At 70.0% G+C, this 19,108-nt stretch carries 17 protein-coding genes; 12 read left to right on the top strand and 5 right to left on the bottom strand.

Going from position 1 to position 19,108, the window contains the following annotated elements; translation table 11 throughout:
* Positions 1-114: 114 nt before the first annotated feature.
* The 5 genes from ABT288_RS32195 to ABT288_RS32215 all read left to right on the top strand — a co-directional run bounded on the left by ABT288_RS32195 (position 115) and on the right by ABT288_RS32215 (position 6,542).
* Positions 115-906, top strand: coding sequence for a PspA/IM30 family protein (locus ABT288_RS32195; RefSeq protein WP_351615239.1), 792 nt, complete (start codon positions 115-117; stop codon positions 904-906).
* Positions 907-939: 33 nt separating this feature from the next.
* Positions 940-1,218, top strand: a complete 279-nt coding sequence (gene pspAA / locus ABT288_RS32200) for a PspA-associated protein PspAA (protein ID WP_351615241.1) — start codon at positions 940-942, stop codon at positions 1,216-1,218.
* A gap of 92 nt (positions 1,219-1,310) precedes the next feature.
* Positions 1,311-2,531 (top strand): sensor histidine kinase, encoded by a 1,221-nt coding sequence (locus ABT288_RS32205; RefSeq protein WP_351615244.1) that lies wholly within the window; start codon positions 1,311-1,313, stop codon positions 2,529-2,531.
* Between the two features lie 75 nt (positions 2,532-2,606).
* On the top strand, positions 2,607-3,287 hold the full coding sequence (locus tag ABT288_RS32210) for a response regulator (RefSeq protein ID WP_351615247.1): 681 nt from the start codon (positions 2,607-2,609) through the stop codon (positions 3,285-3,287).
* 153 nt (positions 3,288-3,440) lie between these two features.
* On the top strand, positions 3,441-6,542 hold the full coding sequence (locus ABT288_RS32215; protein WP_351615250.1) for an efflux RND transporter permease subunit: 3,102 nt from the start codon (positions 3,441-3,443) through the stop codon (positions 6,540-6,542).
* Positions 6,543-6,605: 63 nt separating this feature from the next.
* Here ABT288_RS32215 and nadA read toward each other — a convergent pair whose 3' ends face one another.
* On the bottom strand, positions 6,606-7,790 hold the full coding sequence (gene nadA, locus ABT288_RS32220; protein ID WP_351615253.1) for a quinolinate synthase NadA: 1,185 nt from the start codon (positions 7,788-7,790) through the stop codon (positions 6,606-6,608).
* A gap of 263 nt (positions 7,791-8,053) precedes the next feature.
* Here nadA and ABT288_RS32225 point away from each other — a divergent pair, with 263 nt between their 5' ends.
* Positions 8,054-8,410 carry a HesB/IscA family protein gene (locus tag ABT288_RS32225; RefSeq protein ID WP_351615255.1) on the top strand — a complete coding sequence of 119 codons (357 nt, stop codon included), beginning with the start codon at positions 8,054-8,056 and terminating at the stop codon, positions 8,408-8,410.
* Positions 8,411-8,500: 90 nt separating this feature from the next.
* Here the strand turns inward: ABT288_RS32225 and ABT288_RS32230 are convergent, their stop codons facing one another.
* A complete protein-coding gene (locus ABT288_RS32230) occupies positions 8,501-10,144 on the bottom strand; it encodes a hypothetical protein (protein ID WP_351615258.1) in 1,644 nt (547 codons plus the stop codon).
* Positions 10,145-10,246: 102 nt separating this feature from the next.
* Positions 10,247-10,468: a hypothetical protein gene (locus ABT288_RS32235; protein ID WP_351615261.1), complete on the bottom strand. Its 222-nt coding sequence runs from the start codon at positions 10,466-10,468 to the stop codon at positions 10,247-10,249.
* A gap of 130 nt (positions 10,469-10,598) precedes the next feature.
* Here ABT288_RS32235 and ABT288_RS32240 point away from each other — a divergent pair, with 130 nt between their 5' ends.
* A complete protein-coding gene (locus tag ABT288_RS32240) occupies positions 10,599-11,573 on the top strand; it encodes a carbohydrate kinase family protein (protein WP_351615264.1) in 975 nt (324 codons plus the stop codon).
* 68 nt (positions 11,574-11,641) lie between these two features.
* Here the strand turns inward: ABT288_RS32240 and ABT288_RS32245 are convergent, their stop codons facing one another.
* Entirely contained in the window at positions 11,642-13,018 is a 1,377-nt protein-coding gene (locus ABT288_RS32245; RefSeq protein ID WP_351615266.1) for a cysteine desulfurase/sulfurtransferase TusA family protein, read from the bottom strand.
* Between the two features lie 284 nt (positions 13,019-13,302).
* Between ABT288_RS32245 and ctaC the strand changes: the two genes are divergently transcribed.
* The 4 genes from ctaC (at position 13,303) to ABT288_RS32265 (ending at position 17,815) form a co-directional block, all read left to right on the top strand.
* Positions 13,303-14,262, top strand: coding sequence for an aa3-type cytochrome oxidase subunit II (ctaC, locus tag ABT288_RS32250; RefSeq protein WP_351615268.1), 960 nt, complete (start codon positions 13,303-13,305; stop codon positions 14,260-14,262).
* Positions 14,259-15,992 (top strand): aa3-type cytochrome oxidase subunit I, encoded by a 1,734-nt coding sequence (gene ctaD / locus ABT288_RS32255; RefSeq protein WP_351615271.1) that lies wholly within the window; start codon positions 14,259-14,261, stop codon positions 15,990-15,992. Before ctaC ends, ctaD begins: the two co-directional genes overlap by 4 nt.
* Positions 15,989-16,387 carry a cytochrome c oxidase subunit 4 gene (locus ABT288_RS32260; RefSeq protein ID WP_351615273.1) on the top strand — a complete coding sequence of 133 codons (399 nt, stop codon included), beginning with the start codon at positions 15,989-15,991 and terminating at the stop codon, positions 16,385-16,387. Before ctaD ends, ABT288_RS32260 begins: the two co-directional genes overlap by 4 nt.
* 168 nt (positions 16,388-16,555) lie before the next feature.
* Positions 16,556-17,815, top strand: coding sequence for a L,D-transpeptidase (locus tag ABT288_RS32265; protein WP_351615276.1), 1,260 nt, complete (start codon positions 16,556-16,558; stop codon positions 17,813-17,815).
* Positions 17,816-17,856: 41 nt separating this feature from the next.
* Here ABT288_RS32265 and ABT288_RS32270 read toward each other — a convergent pair whose 3' ends face one another.
* Entirely contained in the window at positions 17,857-18,258 is a 402-nt protein-coding gene (locus tag ABT288_RS32270) for a response regulator (RefSeq protein ID WP_351615279.1), read from the bottom strand.
* Between the two features lie 166 nt (positions 18,259-18,424).
* Here ABT288_RS32270 and ctaE point away from each other — a divergent pair, with 166 nt between their 5' ends.
* A complete protein-coding gene (ctaE, locus tag ABT288_RS32275; RefSeq protein WP_351203789.1) occupies positions 18,425-19,045 on the top strand; it encodes an aa3-type cytochrome oxidase subunit III in 621 nt (206 codons plus the stop codon).
* Positions 19,046-19,108 lie beyond the last annotated feature (63 nt).

Raw genomic sequence — 19,108 nt, forward strand, 5'->3', positions numbered from 1 at the left:
GGGGATGAGCGCATCCGTCCCCGAACAGTGCGGTAATGGAGTCAGGGCCCGTACTGTGGGTCCTGTCGCAGGATCTGTGAGCTGGAGTCCGTCAGAAGGGGGCGCGCGAAGCCCATGAGCGGTGTCATGAAGCGTATGGGGATGATCTTCCGCGCGAAGGCGAACAAGGCCCTTGACCGGGCCGAGGACCCGCGCGAGACCCTCGATTACTCGTACCAGAAGCAGCTGGAGCTGCTGCAGAAGGTCCGTCGCGGCGTCGCCGACGTGGCGACCAGCCGCAAGCGCCTGGAACTCCAGCTCAACCAGTTGCAGCAGCAGTCGACCAAGCTGGAGGACCAGGGCCGCAAGGCGCTCGCGCTCGGCCGCGAGGACCTGGCCCGCGAGGCGCTGTCCCGGCGCGCCGCGCTCCAGCAGCAGGTCACCGACCTCCAGACGCAGCACGCCACCCTCCAGGGCGAGGAGGAGAAGCTCACCCTCGCGGCCCAGCGCCTGCAGGCCAAGGTGGACGCGTTCCGTACGAAGAAGGAGACCATCAAGGCCACCTACACCGCCGCCCAGGCCCAGACCCGGATCGGCGAGGCCTTCTCCGGCATCTCCGAGGAGATGGGCGACGTCGGCCTGGCCATCCAGCGCGCCGAGGACAAGACCGCCCAGCTGCAGGCCCGGGCCGGCGCCATCGACGAGCTGCTCGCCTCCGGCGCCCTCGACGACCCGACCGGCATGGCCAAGGACGACATCGCCGCCGAGCTGGACCGGATCTCCGGTGGTACGGATGTAGAGCTGGAACTGCAGCGCATGAAGGCCGAGCTGGCCGGGGGCTCCCCGCAGCAGGCCATCGAGGGCGGCACCGGGCAGGGGCAGTCCCAGCAGCAGCCGCAGGACACCCCGCGCTTCGACAAGCAGTAGCCCGGCGCCGGGACCCGAGCCGAGGAGGCCGACATGATCGTACGGATCATGGGGGAGGGCCAGGTGAAGCTGGACGACTCCCACTTGGTCGAGCTGAACAAGCTGGACGACGAGCTGCTGGCCGAGATGGAGAGCGGCGACGAGGCGGGCTTCCACCGCACGCTCGCCGCGCTCCTGGACGCCGTCCGCCGTCTCGGGGTTCCGCTTCCCGACGACTCCCTGGAGCCCTCCGAGCTCATCCTGCCGTCGCCGGATGCGTCGCTGGAGCAGGTACGGGAGATGCTCGCCGACGATGGGCTGATTCCGGGCTAGCGCCCCGCTCGTGGCTGCGGTCAGTCGTTCCCCCCGGGCCCGGCCCGGCCGCGGCACAGGGCACCTTGCACACCCCCCGTACTGTTCCATGCGTGAGCACTCTCGAACGCGCCCGGTGCAGCCTCAGCGCCCACCCCCTCGCGCTGGACGCGTCCATCGCCGCCGGTGTGCTGGTGTGCATGGTCGCCGGATCCTTCGTGGTGCCCCGCGGAGCGCACGGCGTCACCTGGGGCATCCGCACCCCCGACCCGCTCAGCCTCTTCCTCATGCTGCTCGTCGCGGCCGCGCTGGTCTTCCGTCGCCGCGCTCCCAGGACGGTCCTGGCCGTCACCGGCGCCCTCTCCGTGATCGAGTGCGTCACCGGCGACCCCCGGGCGCCGGTGGCGATGTCCGCCGTGGTCGCCCTGTACACCGTCGCCTCGACCACCGACCGCACCACCACCGTGCGCGTCGGCCTGTTCACCATGACCGTGCTGACGGCCGCCGCCATGCTCGGCGGCCCGCTGCCCTGGTACGCGCAGGAGAACCTCGGCGTCCTCGCCTGGACCGGGATCGGCGCCACCGCCGGGGACGCCGTACGCAGCCGGCGCGCGGTCGTCCAGGCCATCCGGGAGCGTGCCGAACGCGCCGAACGCACCCGCGAGGAGGAGGCCCGCCGCCGGGTCGCCGAGGAGCGGCTGCGCATCGCCCGTGATCTGCACGACGTCGTCGCCCATCACATCGCCCTCGTGAACGTCCAGGCAGGGGTCGCGGCCCATGTCATGGACAAGCGGCCCGACCAGGCCAAGGAGGCCCTGGCGCACGTCCGCGAGGCCAGCCGCTCGGCGCTGGAGGAACTGCGCGCCACCGTCGGGCTGCTCCGCCAGTCCGGTGACCCCGAGGCCCCGACCGAGCCCGCCGGCGGCCTCGGCCGCCTGGACGAGCTGGCCGACACCTTTCGCAACGCGGGCCTGCCGGTGGAGGTGGCCCGCGCCGACCAGGGCAGCGAACTGCCCGCCGCCGTCGACCTGGCCGCCTACCGGATCGTGCAGGAGGCCCTGACCAACGTGCAGAAGCATGCCGGACCAGAGGCCAGGGCCGAGGTCAGCGTCGTACGGGTGGGCACGGACATCGAGGTCACCGTGCTGGACAACGGCGCGGGCGCGGCCGGGGTGCCCGGGGCCGGCGGCGGGCACGGACTGCTCGGCATGCGCGAGCGGGTCACCGCCCTAGGCGGCACCCTCACCACCGGGCCCCGCTACGGCGGCGGCTTTCGCGTCCATGCGATCCTGCCCCTCAAGACGCGTACTGAGACCCGCACAGACGCGTACTGAGACGCGCACAGACGCACTCTGAGACGCGTGAAGACCCGTACCGAAACCCGTACGACGGCCCCCGGGGGAGCCCGCATGACGATCCGTGTCCTGCTCGCCGACGACCAGGCCCTGCTGCGCAGCGCGTTCCGGGTGCTGGTCGACTCCGAGCCCGACATGGAGGTGGTCGGGGAGGCCTCCGACGGGGCCGAGGCGGTCCGGCTGGCGAAGGAACAGGCCCCCGACGTCGTCCTCATGGACATCCGGATGCCCGGCACGGACGGGCTCGCCGCCACCCGGCTGATCAGCGCCGATCCCGAACTGGCCGAGGTCCGCGTGGTCATCCTGACCACCTTCGAGGTGGACGACTACGTGGTCCAGGCCCTGCGGGCGGGCGCCTCCGGCTTCCTCGGCAAGGGCAGCGAGCCGGAGGAGCTGCTGAACGCCATCCGGGTCGCCGCGGGCGGCGAGGCCCTGCTGTCCCCCACCGCCACCAAGGGGCTGATCGCCCGCTTCCTCGCCCAGGGCGACGGCGACGACGGCCGTGACCCCGCCCGCTCCGACCGGCTCGGCGCGCTCACCGGGCGGGAGCGCGAGGTGCTGGTCCAGGTCGCCGGCGGCCACTCCAACGACGAGATCGCCGAACGCCTCCAGGTCAGCCCGCTGACGGTGAAGACCCACGTCAACCGGGCCATGGCCAAGCTGGGCGCGCGGGACCGGGCGCAGCTCGTGGTGATCGCGTACGAGTCGGGGCTGGTGCGTCCGAGGACGGACTGATCTCCACCCTGGCGTACCGCGCGTCTCCACCCTGGCGTACTGCGGGCGGAGTAGGGCCCGGATAAGGAAATGGACCCAGGGCTTACGGATCGGCCGTCCGGGATGGCTCAGGGTGAGAGGGTCTGCCGCTCACAGATTGAGAGACCCTGATCCATGTCCTGGCTGTCGAGATTCAGCCTCCGGCAACGGGCCCTGATCGGCCTGATGTCGCTTGTCGCGCTCGTCTTCGGGCTGATCGCGATACCCCAGATCAAGCAGCAGCTGCTGCCCACCATCAACCTGCCCATGGTGTCGGTGATCGCGCCGTACCAGGGCGCCTCGCCCGACGTCGTCGAGAAACAGGTCGTCGAGCCGATCGAGAACAACCTCCAGGGCGTCGACGGTGTCACCGGCGTCACCTCCACCGCCAGTGAGGGCCACGCCGTGATCATGGCGTCCTTCGACTACGGCAACGACACCAAGCGGATCGTCTCCGACGTCCAGCAGGCCGTGAACCGGGCCCGCAACCAGCTCCCGGACGCCGTCGACCCGCAGGTCGTATCCGGCTCCACCGACGACATGCCGACCGTTGTCCTCGCCGCCACCTCCGACAAGGACCAGCAGGTGCTCGCGGACCAGCTGGACAAGACGGTCGTACCGGCACTGAAGGACATCTCCGGCGTCGGCCGCGTCCAGGTCACCGGCGTCCGCGACCTCCAGGTCACCGTCACCCCGGACGACGCCGGGCTCGCCCGGGCCGGCCTCACCTCCGCCGCGCTCGGCCAGGCCCTGCAGGCGGGCGGCGCGACCGTCCCGGCCGGTTCCTTCGACGAGGACGGCGCCAACCGGACCGTCCAGGTCGGCGGCGGCTTCACCTCGCTCGAACAGATCCAGGACCTGATGGTCACCGGCGGGAGCGGCGGCAAGCCCGTCCGCCTCGGTGACGTGGCCACCGTCAAGGAGCAGCCCGCCCCGGCGGACTCCATCACCCGCACCGACGGCAGGCCCAGCCTCGCCGTCACCGTGACCATGGACCACGACGGCAGCGCGGTCACCATCTCGAACGCGGTCAAGGACAAGCTGCCCGACCTGCGCGAACAGCTCGGCTCGGGCGCGAGGCTCACGGTCGTCAGCGACCAGGGACCGGCGGTGTCGAAGTCCATCAAGGGCCTGACCACCGAGGGCGCGCTCGGCCTGCTCTTCGCGGTCCTGGTCATCCTGGTCTTCCTCGCGTCGGTCCGCTCGACGCTGGTGACGGCGGTCTCCATCCCGCTGTCGGTGGTGCTGGCCCTGATCGTGCTGTGGACGCGCGGCCTGTCCCTGAACATGCTCACGCTCGGCGCGCTGACCATCGCCATCGGCCGGGTCGTGGACGACTCGATCGTGGTCCTGGAGAACATCAAGCGGCACCTCGGCTACGGCGAGGAGCGCAGGGAGGCCATCCTCGCCGCCGTGCGCGAGGTGGCCGGCGCGGTCACCTCCTCCACCCTCACCACGGTCGCCGTGTTCCTGCCGATCGGCCTGGTCGGGGGCATGGTGGGCGCCCTGTTCGGCTCGTTCAGCATCACGGTGACGGCGGCCCTGCTGGCCTCCCTGCTGGTGTCGCTGACGGTCGTACCGGTCCTGTCGTACTGGTTCCTGCGCGCCCCGAAGGGCACCCCCGAGGACGCGGCGGAGGCCCGCCGCCGGGCCGAGCAGAAGGAGGCGGACAGCCGCCTCCAGCGCGCCTACGTCCCCGTCCTGCGCTTCGCCACGCGCCGCCGCCTCACCAGCGTGCTGATCGCGATCGTGGTCCTGGTGGTGACCTTCGGCATGGGCGGCCTGCTGAAGACGAACTTCTTCGACCAGGGCGAGCAGGAGGTCCTCACGGTCAAGCAGGAGCTCAGGCCCGGCACCAGCCTGGCCGCCACCGACGCGCAGGCGAAGAAGGTCGAGAAGCTGATCGCCTCCACCGAGGGCGTGAAGGACTACCAGGTCACCGTCGGCTCCTCCGGCTTCATGGCGGCCTTCGGCGGCGGCACGGACACCAACCAGGCGTCCTACCAGGTGATGCTCAAGGACTCGAAGTCGTACGACAAGGTGCAGAAGCGCCTGGAGGACGGCCTGAAGCAGCTCAAGGGCATCGGTACGACCACGGTGTCGGCCGGTGGCGGCTTCGGCAACCAGAACCTGAGCGTGGTGGTCAAGGCGTCCGACCCGCAGGCACTGCGGACGGCCGCGGAGCAGGTCCGCTCCACGGTCGCCGGCCTGGACGGCGTCACGGACGTCTCCAGCGACCTCGCCACGAGCGTGCCGCGGATCTCGGTGCAGGCGGGCGCGAAGGCGGCGGCGGCCGGGTTCGACGACCAGAAGCTCGGCGCGGCGGTCGCCCAGGCGGTGCGCGGTACGACGGCGGCGAAGGCGATCCTCGACGACACCGAGCGCGATGTCGTCGTGAGGTCGGCCGAGCCCGCGACCACGCTGGCCCAGCTGAAGGCGCTGCGCCTCGGCCCGGTGAAGCTCGGCGACATCGCCACGGTGAAGCTGGTGGACGGCCCGGTGTCCCTGACCCGGATCGACGGGCAGCGCGCGGCCACCATCACGGCCAGGCCCACCGGTGACAACACGGGTGCGATCAGCACCGAGCTCCAGTCGAAGATCAAGGCGCTGAAGCTCCCGGCGGGCGCGAAGGCCGAGATCGGCGGCGTGACCTCGGACCAGAGCGACGCGTTCAAGAACCTGGGCCTGGCCATGCTGGCGGCGATCGCGATCGTCTTCATGCTGCTGGTGGCGACCTTCCGCTCGCTGGTCCAGCCGCTGATCCTGCTGGTGTCGATCCCCTTCGCGGCGACGGGTGCGATCGGCCTGCTGGTCGCCACCGGCACCCCGATGGGCGTCCCGGCGATGATCGGCATGCTGATGCTGATCGGCATCGTGGTGACCAACGCGATCGTGCTGATCGACCTGATCAACCAGTACCGCAGGCAGGGCTACGGCGTGGTGGAAGCCGTCGTCGAGGGCGGCCGCCACCGCCTCCGCCCGATCCTGATGACGGCGCTGGCGACGATCTTCGCCCTGCTCCCCATGGCCCTGGGCGTCACGGGCGAGGGCGGCTTCATCGCCCAGCCCCTCGCCGTGGTCGTCATCGGCGGCCTGATCACGTCCACCCTGCTGACGCTGCTGCTGGTGCCGACGCTCTACGCGATGCTGGAGCTCCGCAAGGAGCGGCGCGCGAAGAAGCGGGCGGCCAAGCGGGAGGCGAAGGCGGAGAAGGTCCTGGAACCGGCCGGAGTCTGACGGCATGGCAAAGGGCCGGGTCTCGTACGAGGCCCGGCCCTTTCGTGTGCGTTTTCGTGTGCGCTAGGGAAGCGCGAGCATCCGCTCCAGGGCCAGCTTGGCGAAGGCCTCGGTCTCCTTGTCGACCTCGATCCGGTTGACCAGGTTGCCCTCGGCCAGGGACTCCAGGGCCCAGACCAGGTGGGGCAGGTCGATGCGGTTCATGGTCGAGCAGAAGCAGACCGTCTTGTCGAGGAAGACGATCTCCTTGTCCTCGGGCGCGAAACGGTTCGCCAGCCGCCGGACCAGGTTCAGCTCGGTGCCGATGGCCCACTTGGAGCCCGCCGGGGCCGCCTCCAGGGCCTTGATGATGTACTCCGTCGAGCCGACGTAGTCCGCGGCGGCCACGACCTCGTGCTTGCACTCCGGGTGGACCAGGACGTTCACGCCCGGGATGCGCTCGCGGACGTCGTTGACCGAGTCCAGGTTGAAGCGGCCGTGCACCGAGCAGTGACCCCGCCACAGGATCATCTTCGCCGCACGGAGCTCGTCCGCCGTCAGGCCGCCGTTCGGCTTGTGCGGGTTGTAGACCACGCAGTCGTCCAGGGACATGCCCATGTCCCGGACGGCGGTGTTGCGGCCGAGGTGCTGGTCGGGCAGGAAGAGCACCTTCTCGCCCTGCTGGAAGGCCCACTCCAGGGCCCGCTTGGCGTTGGAGGAGGTGCAGATCGTGCCGCCGTGCTTGCCGGTGAACGCCTTGATGTCGGCGGAGGAGTTCATGTACGAGACCGGCACGACCTGCTCGGCCACGCCCGCCTCCGTCAGCACGTCCCAGCACTCCGCGACCTGCTCGGCCGTCGCCATGTCGGCCATGGAGCAGCCGGCGGCGAGGTCGGGCAGGACGACCTTCTGGTCGTCGGAGGTGAGGATGTCCGCCGACTCGGCCATGAAGTGCACACCGCAGAACACGATGTACTCGGCCTCCGGGCGCGCGGCCGCGTCCCGGGCCAGCTTGAAGGAGTCGCCCGTGACGTCGGCGAACTGGATGACCTCGTCGCGCTGGTAGTGATGGCCGAGCACGAAGACCTTGTCGCCGAGCTTCTCCTTGGCCGCGCGGGCGCGCGCGACCAGGTCCGGGTCGGACGGCGAGGGCAGGTCACCGGGGCACTCGACGCCCCGCTCGCTCTTCGGGTCGGCCTCACGGCCGAGCAGCAGCAGGGCGAGCGGAGTCGGCTGCACGTCGAGTTCCGGGGTCTGGGCGGTGGTCACGACACGCACCCTTTCTACTTTTCGTCTAACTGACGCTATCTATCATAACCGGTTCACGTCACTTTGACGACGGCCATAGCGTCGATGTGACGTGAATCCCGCCCGGCTCCCTCCTCGGGTCGCTGTCGGCCTTCCCGGCCATGTGCGAGCATGAAGACGGAAGCAAAAGGCGACAACGTGACTGCCCGGCCCGGAATGAATCCGCGCAAGCGCCGGTTGCACTCGTCGGCAAGCAGTCTCCGTACAACCCGGGAGAGATGTAGATGTCCGTATCGGACGAGACCACCACCGTCACCGACGGCATCATCCTGACCGACGCCGCCGCGGCCAAGGTCAAGGCCCTGCTCGACCAGGAAGGCCGCGACGACCTGGCGCTGCGCGTCGCCGTCCAGCCCGGCGGCTGCTCCGGCCTGCGCTACCAGCTCTTCTTCGACGAGCGCTCGCTCGACGGTGACGTGAAGAAGGACTTCGGCGGGGTCAAGGTCGTCACGGACCGCATGAGCGCCCCGTACCTGGGCGGCGCGACCATCGACTTCGTGGACACGATCGAGAAGCAGGGCTTCACGATCGACAACCCGAACGCGACCGGCTCCTGCGCCTGCGGCGACTCCTTCAGCTGAGCCGAGGGATCCGGCCCGAGGGCCTGACGGATGCGGAAGGGCGGCGGCCCCCTCAGCGGGGGGCCGCCGCCCTCGTCGTACGCCGGAAGGCTAGCGAGACTGCACCGATGCGTCCGGCCGCAGCGCGCCCGGCTTGGTCCGGGGGATCCCGGCCCCGTCGGCACCGACCACCGCCCGCCCGTCCAGCGGTGCAGCCAGCCGTACGGTCTTCACGTACTCCTTGGCGATCAGCACACACACCTTGCCGGGCCAGGGGTGCTCGGTGACGGTCACGGTCACCCGCTCGCCGCTCTCCTTCGCCGCCACCGTGTAGTCGGCGCACACCCCGCCGAAGAAGCTCACGGTCAGCACCCGGCCCTCCGCCATGTAGCCGGTCACCTTCACACTCCGGGGTGCCGCGGACGCGGTGGGCGCCGAGGGCGTGGCCGCCGACGCCAGGTACCGGGGATCGACCGCCGGGTACGACACCGTCGACGCGCCCTGACCGGCCGGCTCCCGCACCTCGAACAGCCAGGACGGCACCAGCGTCTGCCGCCCGGCGACGGAGTGCGCGGACAGCCCGAACACCGCCTTCTCCACGGTGACCGGGTCCGTTCCGGCGTCCGCCCCCTCCTGCTTCGGCACCTCCGTGGACGCGCCCGCGGACGCGGCCGTGGGCGCGCCGCACGGCTGCTCCAGCCGGTCCTTCATCGGCACCGGACTGACGCAGCCGCCGATCCCCATGCGGTGGTCGCTCTTCGGCGCCGCGTTCATCAGCTTCAGCGTCTTCGCGGCGCTCAGCACGGGATACGTGTCGCCCTTCACCGGCGCACCGAGCAGCCCGTGCCCGCCGACCAGCTCGCCCTGCCGGTCCACGGTCAGGCCGGTCGTCCAGCCGTAGGTCGGCAGCCCGCCGACCACCGGGTCGGCGTTCACGACCCGCTGGCTGCCCATGACCTGGCTCGCGTCGGTCTTCGCGTCGTCCAGCCCCGCCGCCTTCAGCACCGGCGCGGCCGCCTCGGTCGCCTTCCGCACGCTCACCGGGGCGCCCGTCGGGCCCATCGGGTCGTGCGCGCACAGGACGCCCTTCGTGCAGTCGTCGGTGCCCGGCGCATACCGGCTGAACGTCCAGCTGCCCGGCGCGTCACGGTTCACCGTCAGGCTCGGCCCGGAGCCGTCCTTGCCGCCGACGCCGTCGACCCGCCAGATCCGCCCCTCGGCCACCGGCGTGCCGTCGATGCCCAGCGCCTTGGCCAGCCGGGCCACCGCGTCCTTGCCGACCTCGCCCTTCGGCACGTACACCGGCGCGGAGCCGGGCCCGGCCGGCAGCTCGCCGTGGGCGACGTACGTGGCGCCGTAGGGGTCCGGCTCGCCCGGGGCGATCCCGCCCGTGCCGGTCCAGCCGTCCAGCGCGAGCGGCGGGGGAGTGGCGCCGGAGTCGGCCGCGCCCGGTCCGCCCGTACGGCCGCCGGTGCCGCTGCTCGCCGCGAGGTACGCGCCACCGCCGCCGACCAGCAGCACGGCGGCGGCGACGGAGACGACGACGAGCCGCGACCGCCGCCTGCTTGCCTGCCCGCCCTCCGTGTCGTCGGCGCCCTCCGCCGCGGCGGGCGCCGGCTCAGGCTTCCCCGAGTCCTCGGAACCCTCCTGACTCGCGCCGTTCGCGCCCTTCGCGGCGCTCCCGGCGCTCTCCGCGCACTCGGCATGCTCGGAGCCCTCGGGGTGCTCGCGGTTCTCGGGTCGCTCGGTGTTCACCGCATCGCTCCTCGCTGGTCGTATCCCGCATCCCCCGCCTGGGGGACGGCGATGGGACGCGGGAGGGGAGCGTGCGGTTCCCTGCCAAATGCGCCCCGCGCGTCAGTCGCCGTAGTCGGACATCGCGTCCAGCAGCCGCGCGGACCGCACCGGCACGGTCACCCCGTGGATCAGCGACGGCGGCACCGGCCGGGGCTCGGCGTGCTCGGGGACCGCCCAGTGCGGAGCCATCCGGGCGCAGTCGCCGCGCAGTGCGGCGAGATCGCCGTCCGGGTCACTCCCGAGGTCGGCGGGGGCGGTGTGGCGGAACTTGAGGTTGGTCATGACCGCACCGTAGGCCTGCTCCGGGTCGCGAAGAAAGACGTACTATCGGGTAGTTTCGTCAGCTACAGCGTGAGCGGCCGAGCGGGTAGCGTGAACTGTCAACCCAGCCTCCCGCAGGAGATTCCCCGTCGTGCGCATCGCAGTCACCGGCTCCATCGCCACCGACCACCTCATGACCTTCCCCGGCCGCTTCGCCGACCAGTTCGTCGCGGACCAGCTGCACACGGTTTCGCTCTCCTTCCTCGTCGACAACCTGGACGTCCGCCGGGGCGGCGTCGCCGCCAACATCGCCTTCGGCATGGGCCAGCTCGGCACCAGGCCGATCCTGGTCGGCGCCGCCGGCTTCGACTTCGACGAGTACCGGGCCTGGCTCGACCGGCACGGCGTGGACACCGACTCGGTCCGGATCTCCGAGACCCTGCACACCGCCCGCTTCGTGTGCACCACCGACGCCGACCACAACCAGATCGGCTCGTTCTACACCGGCGCGATGAGCGAGGCCCGCCTCATCGAGCTGAAGACCGTCGCCGACCGCGTGGGCGGCCTGGACCTGGTCCTCATCGGCGCCGACGACCCGGAGGCGATGCTCCGCCACACGGAGGAGTGCCGCTCCCGCGCGATCCCCTTCGCCGCCGACTTCTCCCAGCAGATCGCCCGGATGGACGGCGACGAGATCCGGGTGCTGCTGGACGGGGCGACGTACCTGTTCTCCAACGAGTACGAGAAGGGCCTCATCGAGACCAAGACCGGCTGGAGCGACGCCGAGATCCTCGCCAAGGTGGGCCACCGCGTCACCACGCTCGGCTCGCGCGGCGTGTGCATCGAGCGCGTCGGCGAGGAACCGATCGAGGTCGGCGTCCCCGAGGAGGAGCGCAAGGCCGACCCCACGGGCGTCGGCGACGCCTTCCGCGCGGGGTTCCTGTCGGGGCTGGCCTGGGGCGTCCCGCTCGAGCGCGCCGCTCAGGTGGGCTGCATGCTGGCGACGCTCGTCATCGAGACGGTGGGTACGCAGGAGTACCGGCTGCGGCGGGGGCACTTCATGGAGCGGTTCACCAAGGCGTACGGGGACGAGGCCGCTGCCGAGGTCCAGGCCCACCTGAGCTGAGCCGCGACTGCTCGTCCGCCCCGGCGGGCCCGCTGTCGACAGCGGGCCCGCTGCGGCTTCGCAGCCCCTCAGCTCACCCGGCGCACCACGTATGCCGTGCCCCGGTCCGCGGGCTCCTCCCCGACGTACTCCTGCCCCCGCATCTCGCACCACGCCGGGATGTCCAGGCGGGCCGCCTCGTCGTCGGACAGGACCCGCACCGTCCCGCCCACCGGCACGTCACCGAACACCTTCGCCAGTTCGATGACCGGGATCGGGCACCGCTTGCCGAGGGAGTCGACGACCAGTTCCTCGGCCCGTACGGCGGTCTCGGGCGCCGGTGCGCCCAGTTTCTCCCGGACCCCCGCCACCGCCCCCGGCAGCACCTCCAGGAACCGCTCCACGTCCTCCTCGCCCGCCCCCGCCGGCAGCGACACCCGTACGTTCCCCTCGCTCAGCACGCCCATCGCCTTCAGCACATGGCTGGGCGTCAGCGTGCTGCTCGTGCAGGAGGAACCGGAGGAGACGGAGAAGCCCTCCCGGTCCAGCTCGTGCAACAGCGCCTCGCCGTCGACGTAGAGGCAGGAGAAGGTGACGATCCCGGGCAGCCGGCGTTCGGGGGCGCCGACGACCTCCACGTCCGGCACCAGCCGCGGCACCCGCGTCCGGATCCGCTCCGTCAGCTCCCGCAGTCGTACCGCCTCCTGGGCCGCCTCGGCCCGCACCGCCCGCAGCGAGGCCACGGCCGCCACGATCGCCGGGAGGTTCTCGAAACCGGGCGCCCGCCCCGACTCCCGCTCGTCGACGGGCCCTTGGGCGGCGAACCGCACCCCCTTGCGCACGACGAGCAGCCCGACCCCGGACGGCCCGCCCCATTTGTGCGCGCTGGCCGTCAGCACCGACCAGTCGCCCTCGACGGGTCCCCACCCCAGCGACTGCGCCGCGTCCACCAGCAGCGGCACCCCGGCGGCCCGGCACACCTCGGCCACCTCGGCCACCGGCTGCACGGTCCCCACCTCGTGGTTGGCCGACTGCAGACACGCCAGCGCGGTGTCCGGGCGCAGGGCACCCGCGTAGCCCGACGGCTCCACGGCACCCGCCCGGTTCACCGGCACCCGGGTCACCGTGCCGCCGTCCGCCTCGAACACCTCCGCCGAATGGAGTACGGAGGAGTGTTCGACGGACGACACGATCAGGTGGCGTCCGACCCTCCGCCTTCCGGCCAACGCCCCCGCGACACCCGTGTGTACGGCCCGCGTACCGGACGAGGTGAACACCACCTCGTCGGCCCGGCAGCCGACGGCTTCGGCGGCCGCCTCCCGGGCGGCGTCCAGCAGCATCCGGGCCCTGCGTCCCTCCCGGTACAGCCGTGCGGGATCGGCCCATCCCTCATCCAAAGAGGCCAACAACGCCTGACGGGCCACAGGATGGAGGGGAGCGGCGGAAGCAGCATCAAAGTAGGCCATACAGCAACGCTAAACCGCCGGTCAGGGCAGCGTCCCGAAGGGGTGCGGGGCTGTGTCGATTGCGGCTCCGCCGCGGGGCGCGACCAGCCACGAAGGGCCCGCAGCCGCCAATCAAGCGAACCACCCGAGTTAGTAGGCACCCCTCCCCGCGAACCCCCGGAGGGCGTCGGCTAGGGTTTGGTCCGCATAAACATCCAAACCCCTGCCCGACGCAGGGCGGCGACCGACCAGCGAGAAGAAGGCCGCAGCCGACCGCGCGGGCGAGACTCTCGGGAAGGCGCTACGTGAGTCCCAACGGCTCCGACCGCTCGCCGCGGCGCCCGATGCGGCGGAAGCTGCTGCAGGCACTGACCGCGGGCCTGGTCCTGGCGACCGCAACCGGTTGCACATACAAGGACTTCCCCCGCCTTGGCATGCCCACCCCGACCACGGAAGAGGCTCCGCGGATCCTCTCCCTGTGGCAGGGCTCCTGGGCTGCCGCGCTCGCCGTCGGCGTGCTGGTGTGGGGCCTGATCCTGTGGAGCGCCATGTTCCACCGGCGCAGCCGCACCAAGGTCGAGGTACCTCCGCAGACCCGGTACAACATGCCGATCGAGGCCCTGTACACGGTGGTCCCGATCATCATCATCTCGGTGCTCTTCTACTTCACGGCCCGGGACGAGACGAAGCTCCTCAGCCTCGACAAGAAGCCCGACGTCACGATCAACGTGGTCGGCTTCCAGTGGAGCTGGGGCTTCAACTACATCGAGAACGTCCCCGGTGTCTCCGGCAACGCCAAGACCGACACGAACCTGAACGCCATTCCGGACCGGTTCAAGGACCAGTTCCCGGCGAACGCCGGTGGTGTCTACGACGTCGGTACGCCGGCCACGCGGAACCCGCAGACCGGCAACCCCGGTCCGACGCTCTGGCTCCCCAAGGGCGAGACCGTCCGCTTCATCCTCACCTCGCGTGACGTCATCCACTCCTTCTGGGTGGTGCCGTTCCTGATGAAGCAGGACGTCATCCCGGGCCACACCAACGCCTTCCAGGTGACCCCGAACCATGAGGGCACCTTCCTCGGCAAGTGCGCCGAGCTCTGCGGCGTCGACCACTCGCGCATGCTGTTCAACGTGAAGGTCGTATCCCCGGCGGCGTACCAGAAGCACCTCCAGGACCTCGCCAAGAAGGGGCAGACCGGTTACATTCCCGCCGGCATCGCGCAGACGAGCCACGAGAAGAACCGGGAGACGAACAACCTGTGAGCATCCTCAACGAACCCCAGGGTGCCGCGGCAGCTGAAGGCGCGTTCGCGGACGAGCTGCCGGTCAGGCGCAAGCAGCCCGGCAATGCCGTGGTGAAGTGGCTGACGACCACCGACCACAAGACGATCGGGACGATGTACCTTGCGACGTCGTTCGCGTTCTTCCTGATCGGTGGCGTGATGGCGCTGCTCATGCGCGCCGAGCTGGCCCGTCCCGGCCTGCAGATCATGTCGAACGAGCAGTTCAACCAGGCGTTCACGATGCACGGCACGATCATGCTGCTGATGTTCGCGACGCCGCTGTTCGCCGGCTTCGCGAACTGGATCATGCCGCTGCAGATCGGCGCGCCCGACGTGGCGTTCCCCCGGCTGAACATGTTCGCCTACTGGCTGTACCTGTTCGGCTCGCTGATCGCGGTGGGCGGCTTCCTCACCCCGCAGGGCGCGGCCGACTTCGGCTGGTTCGCCTACTCCCCGCTGTCGGACGCGGTCCGCTCCCCGGGTGTCGGCGCCGACATGTGGATCATGGGTCTGGCCATGTCCGGCTTCGGCACCATCCTCGGCTCGGTCAACTTCATCACCACGATCATCTGCATGCGCGCCCCGGGCATGACCATGTTCCGCATGCCGATCTTCGTGTGGAACGTGCTGCTGACCGGTGTCCTGGTCCTGCTGGCCTTCCCGGTCCTGGCGGCCGCGCTGTTCGCCCTGGAGGCGGACCGCAAGTTCGGTGCCCACGTCTTCGACGCCACCAACGGCGGAGCCCTGCTGTGGCAACACCTCTTCTGGTTCTTCGGACACCCAGAGGTGTACATCATCGCGCTGCCGTTCTTCGGCATCATCAGCGAAGTGATCCCGGTGTTCTCCCGCAAGCCGATGTTCGGCTACATGGGCCTGATCGCCGCGACCATCTCCATCGCCGGTCTGTCCGTGACCGTGTGGGCCCACCACATGTACGTCACCGGCGGGGTCCTGCTGCCCTTCTTCTCCTTCATGACCTTCCTGATCGCCGTGCCGACCGGTGTGAAGTTCTTCAACTGGATCGGCACGATGTGGAAGGGCTCGCTGTCCTTCGAGACGCCGATGCTCTGGGCCGTCGGCTTCCTGATCACCTTCACGTTCGGTGGTCTGACCGGTGTCATCCTGGCCTCGCCCCCGATGGACTTCCACGTCTCCGACTCGTACTTCGTGGTGGCCCACTTCCACTACGTGGTCTTCGGCACGGTCGTCTTCGCCATGTTCTCCGGCTTCCACTTCTGGTGGCCGAAGATGACCGGCAAGATGCTGGACGAGCGCCTCGGCAAGATCACCTTCTGGACGCTGTTCGTCGGCTTCCACGGCACCTTCCTGGTCCAGCACTGGCTGGGCGTGGAGGGCATGCCGCGCCGCTACGCCGACTACCTGGCCGCCGACGGCTTCACCGCCCTGAACACGGTCTCGACCATCAGCTCCTTCCTGCTCGGCCTGTCGATCCTGCCGTTCCTGTACAACGTCTGGAAGACGGCCAAGTACGGCAAGCCGGTCGGCGTGGACGACCCGTGGGGCTACGGCCGTTCGCTGGAGTGGGCGACCTCGTGCCCGCCGCCGCGGCACAACTTCCTCACCCTGCCGCGGATCCGCAGCGAATCCCCGGCGTTCGACCTGCACCACCCTGAGATCGCCGCGCTCGAGCAGCTCGCGCACAGCGGTCACGGCACCGCCATCGCGGGCAGCAAGGAGGCCGGCAAGTGAAGATCCAGGGCCGGATGTTCATCTGGCTGAGCTTCTTCCTCCTGATCATGGCCATCGTGTATGGCGTGTGGTCGAAGGAGCCGGCCGGTACCACCGCACTCTTCCTGGCCTTCGGCCTGAGCATCATGATCGGCTTCTACCTGGGCTTCACCGCCCGGCGGGTCGACGCGGGTGCCCAGGACGACAAGGAGGCCGATGTCGCGGACGACGCGGGCGAGCTGGGCTTCTTCAGCCCGCACAGCTGGCAGCCGCTCCTGCTGGGCTTCGGCGGTGCGATCGCCTTCCTCAGCATCGCGGTCGGCTGGTGGCTGATCTACTTCTCCGCCCCGTTCATCGCGGTCGGTCTGTTCGGCTGGGTGTTCGAGTACTACCACGGTGAGAACCGCACCCAGTAGCACGCGAGAGCAGTACGTACCGGCAAGCCCGGACGCTTCCTCGGGAGCGTCCGGGCTTGCCGGTTTTCCACAGGTCGTCCGAGCGCGGTCGTTCCTTTGCCGCAGTGTCGGTCGCTCGTACGGGTTACTCGCCGCGCAAATGGGGTCAGCGCCTCATAGCGTGATCGTATGAACCACACTCCGCGGACCCGCACCGTCGTCGGCTGCACCCTGCTGGTGACCGCGCTCGGCGCGGGCGTCACCGCCTGCGGTTCGGACGGCAACCCGCTGTCGGCCAAGCCGTACGACGCGGCGGGCGAGATCTCCTTCAACGGCCCGGCCGAAGCGGGGGAGCGGGCCGACCCGGACAAACCCCTGGAGATCACCACCACGGGTGACGACCGCATCACCGACGTCACCGCCCAGGACTCCGCAGGGCGCTATGTGGCGGGCGAACTCGCCGCCGACGGCAGCAGATGGCACAGCACCGCCCCGCTGGCCGCCAACGCCCACTACACGGTCACGGTGAGCACCGAGGACGACGACGGCGCGCCCGGCCGCAAGGTGCTCACGTTCGACACCAGCAGGCCCACCGACAAGAAGCGCCTGACCGTCACCCTCGGGCCGAAATCGGGCCAGTACGGCGTCGGGCAGCCCATCACCGCCCAACTCGACCATGAGGTCAAGGACAAGGCGCAGCGCGCCGTCGTGGAACGCGCCCTCCGCGTGGACTCCACGCCGGCCGTACAGGGCTCCTGGTACTGGGTGAGCGGCAAGGAACTCCACTACCGGCCCCAGGAGTACTGGCCCGCCCACGCCACCATCACGGTGCACAGCAACCTGGACGGCATCAGGATCAGCGACCGGCTGTGGGGCGGCCCGTCGAAACCGCTGAAGATCACCACGGGTGACCGGATCGAGGCCGTCACGGACGCGGCGGCGCACCAGCTGACGTTCTACAAGAACGGCGCGGCGCTCAAGCGGATCCCCGTCACCACCGGCAGGCCCGGGTACGAAACCCGCAACGGCGTCAAGGTCGTCCTGGAGAAGGCGTACGTCGTCCGCATGCGCGGCACCACGATCGGCATCTCCGCGAGCAGCTCCGACTCCTACGACCTGTCGGTCTACTACGCCACCCGGGTGACCTGGTCCGGAGAGTACGTGCACGCCGCGCCCTGGTCCGTGGGCTCACAGGGCTACGCCAACGTCAGCCATGGCTGCACGGGCATGAGCAACGGCAACGCCGCGTGGTTCTTCGACAACATCCACCAGGGCGACCTCGTCAAGGTCGTCAACTCCAACGGCCACCAGATGGAGGACTTCGGCAATGGCTTCGGCGACTGGAACGTCGACTGGAAGAAGTGGCGCACGGGCAGCGCCCTCGTCAACGGCAAGCCCGACGCCCCGTCCGAGGCGGACACGGTAAGACTCCAGCCAGCGGCCCTTTGAGCGCCCCGAAAGGGGCGCGGGGCTCCAGTCGCCCCTGCCCGCTAGGCGCTCAGCAGCCGCTTCTGACGAAGCAGAGAAGCCAACGCGGAGGAGAGCTCCACAGGATCCACCGGAAGAGTCACGGCAGCGTCGGCCCGGCTCCACGTGGCCAGCCACGCGTCCTGCGGCCGCCCCATCAGCAGCAGCACCGGCGGACAGTTGAACACCTCGTCCTTGATCTGCCGGCACACCCCCATGCCCCCCATCGGCACGGCCTCACCGTCCAGCACGCACACATCGATCCCGCCCTTGTCCAGCTCACGCAGCACCGCCTCGGGTGTCGCGCACTCCACGAACTCGACCAGGGGGACGTCGGGAGCGGGCCTGCGGCCGGCGGCCAGCCGTACTTGCTCGCGGGTGTTGGAGTCGTCGCTGTAGACCAGCACCGTGGCGGTCGGCTGCATTGTTCCTCCGGGACGTCAGCGTCGTACGGACGGGACGGACAAGGCCGTTCGGGCGGAGCTTACTCCCGTGGAAGTCCCCATGAACACCACGTCAACACCGGTTCGGCGGGTGGCAACACTCCGAACGGCACCCCCCGGAGTGAGGGCGGGATAAGCGACCGACATAATGTCGGTCGTGGCGACAGCAACGACAGTAGAAACCGGGCACGCGCACCCGTCGGTCAACCGGCCGAACCTCACCAGCGTCGGAACCATCATCTGGCTGAGTTCCGAGCTGATGTTCTTCGCGGCCCTCTTCGCGATGTACTTCACCCTGCGATCGGTGACGGGTCCGGCGCACTGGAAGCACATGGCCGACGCGCTCAATGTGCCCTTCTCCGCGACGAACACCACGATCCTGGTGCTCTCCTCGCTCACCTGCCAGCTCGGCGTGTTCGCGGCCGAGCGCGGGGACGTGAAGAAGCTCCGCGGGTGGTTCATCCTCACCTTCATCATGGGTGCGATCTTCATCGGCGGTCAGATCTACGAGTACACGAGCCTGGTGAGGGACGAGGGCATCTCGCTCTCCTCCGACCCGTACGGCTCGGTGTTCTACCTGACCACCGGCTTCCACGGCCTGCACGTGACGGGCGGTCTGATCGCCTTCCTGCTGGTCCTCGGGCGCACCTACATGGCCAAGAGGTTCACCCACGAGCAGGCGACCGCCGCCATCGTCGTGTCCTACTACTGGCACTTCGTCGATGTGGTCTGGATCGGCCTTTTCGCCACGATCTACCTGATCAAGTAGCCGGGACCGGCTCCCGCACATCCAGAACCACCGACGCAGAAGATCCTGACACCGGGGTAATCC

This window comes from Streptomyces sp. NPDC001093 (genome assembly GCF_040298985.1).
In the GTDB taxonomy this organism is placed as follows: domain Bacteria; phylum Actinomycetota; class Actinomycetes; order Streptomycetales; family Streptomycetaceae; genus Streptomyces.

Bases quoted from the DNA above. Each gene is read 5' to 3' on its own strand.
- ABT288_RS32195 (WP_351615239.1), top strand. From the start codon at position 115: ATGAGCGGTGTCATGAAGCGTATGGGGATGATCTTCCGCGCGAAGGCG.
- pspAA (WP_351615241.1), top strand. From the start codon at position 940: ATGATCGTACGGATCATGGGGGAGGGCCAGGTGAAGCTGGACGACTCC.
- ABT288_RS32210 (WP_351615247.1), top strand. From the start codon at position 2,607: ATGACGATCCGTGTCCTGCTCGCCGACGACCAGGCCCTGCTGCGCAGC.
- ABT288_RS32215 (WP_351615250.1), top strand. From the start codon at position 3,441: ATGTCCTGGCTGTCGAGATTCAGCCTCCGGCAACGGGCCCTGATCGGC.
- ABT288_RS32225 (WP_351615255.1), top strand. From the start codon at position 8,054: ATGTCCGTATCGGACGAGACCACCACCGTCACCGACGGCATCATCCTG.
- ABT288_RS32235 (WP_351615261.1), bottom strand. From the start codon at position 10,468: ATGACCAACCTCAAGTTCCGCCACACCGCCCCCGCCGACCTCGGGAGT.
- ABT288_RS32245 (WP_351615266.1), bottom strand. From the start codon at position 13,018: ATGGCCTACTTTGATGCTGCTTCCGCCGCTCCCCTCCATCCTGTGGCC.
- ABT288_RS32265 (WP_351615276.1), top strand. From the start codon at position 16,556: ATGAACCACACTCCGCGGACCCGCACCGTCGTCGGCTGCACCCTGCTG.
- ABT288_RS32270 (WP_351615279.1), bottom strand. From the start codon at position 18,258: ATGCAGCCGACCGCCACGGTGCTGGTCTACAGCGACGACTCCAACACC.
- ctaE (WP_351203789.1), top strand. From the start codon at position 18,425: ATGTCGGTCGTGGCGACAGCAACGACAGTAGAAACCGGGCACGCGCAC.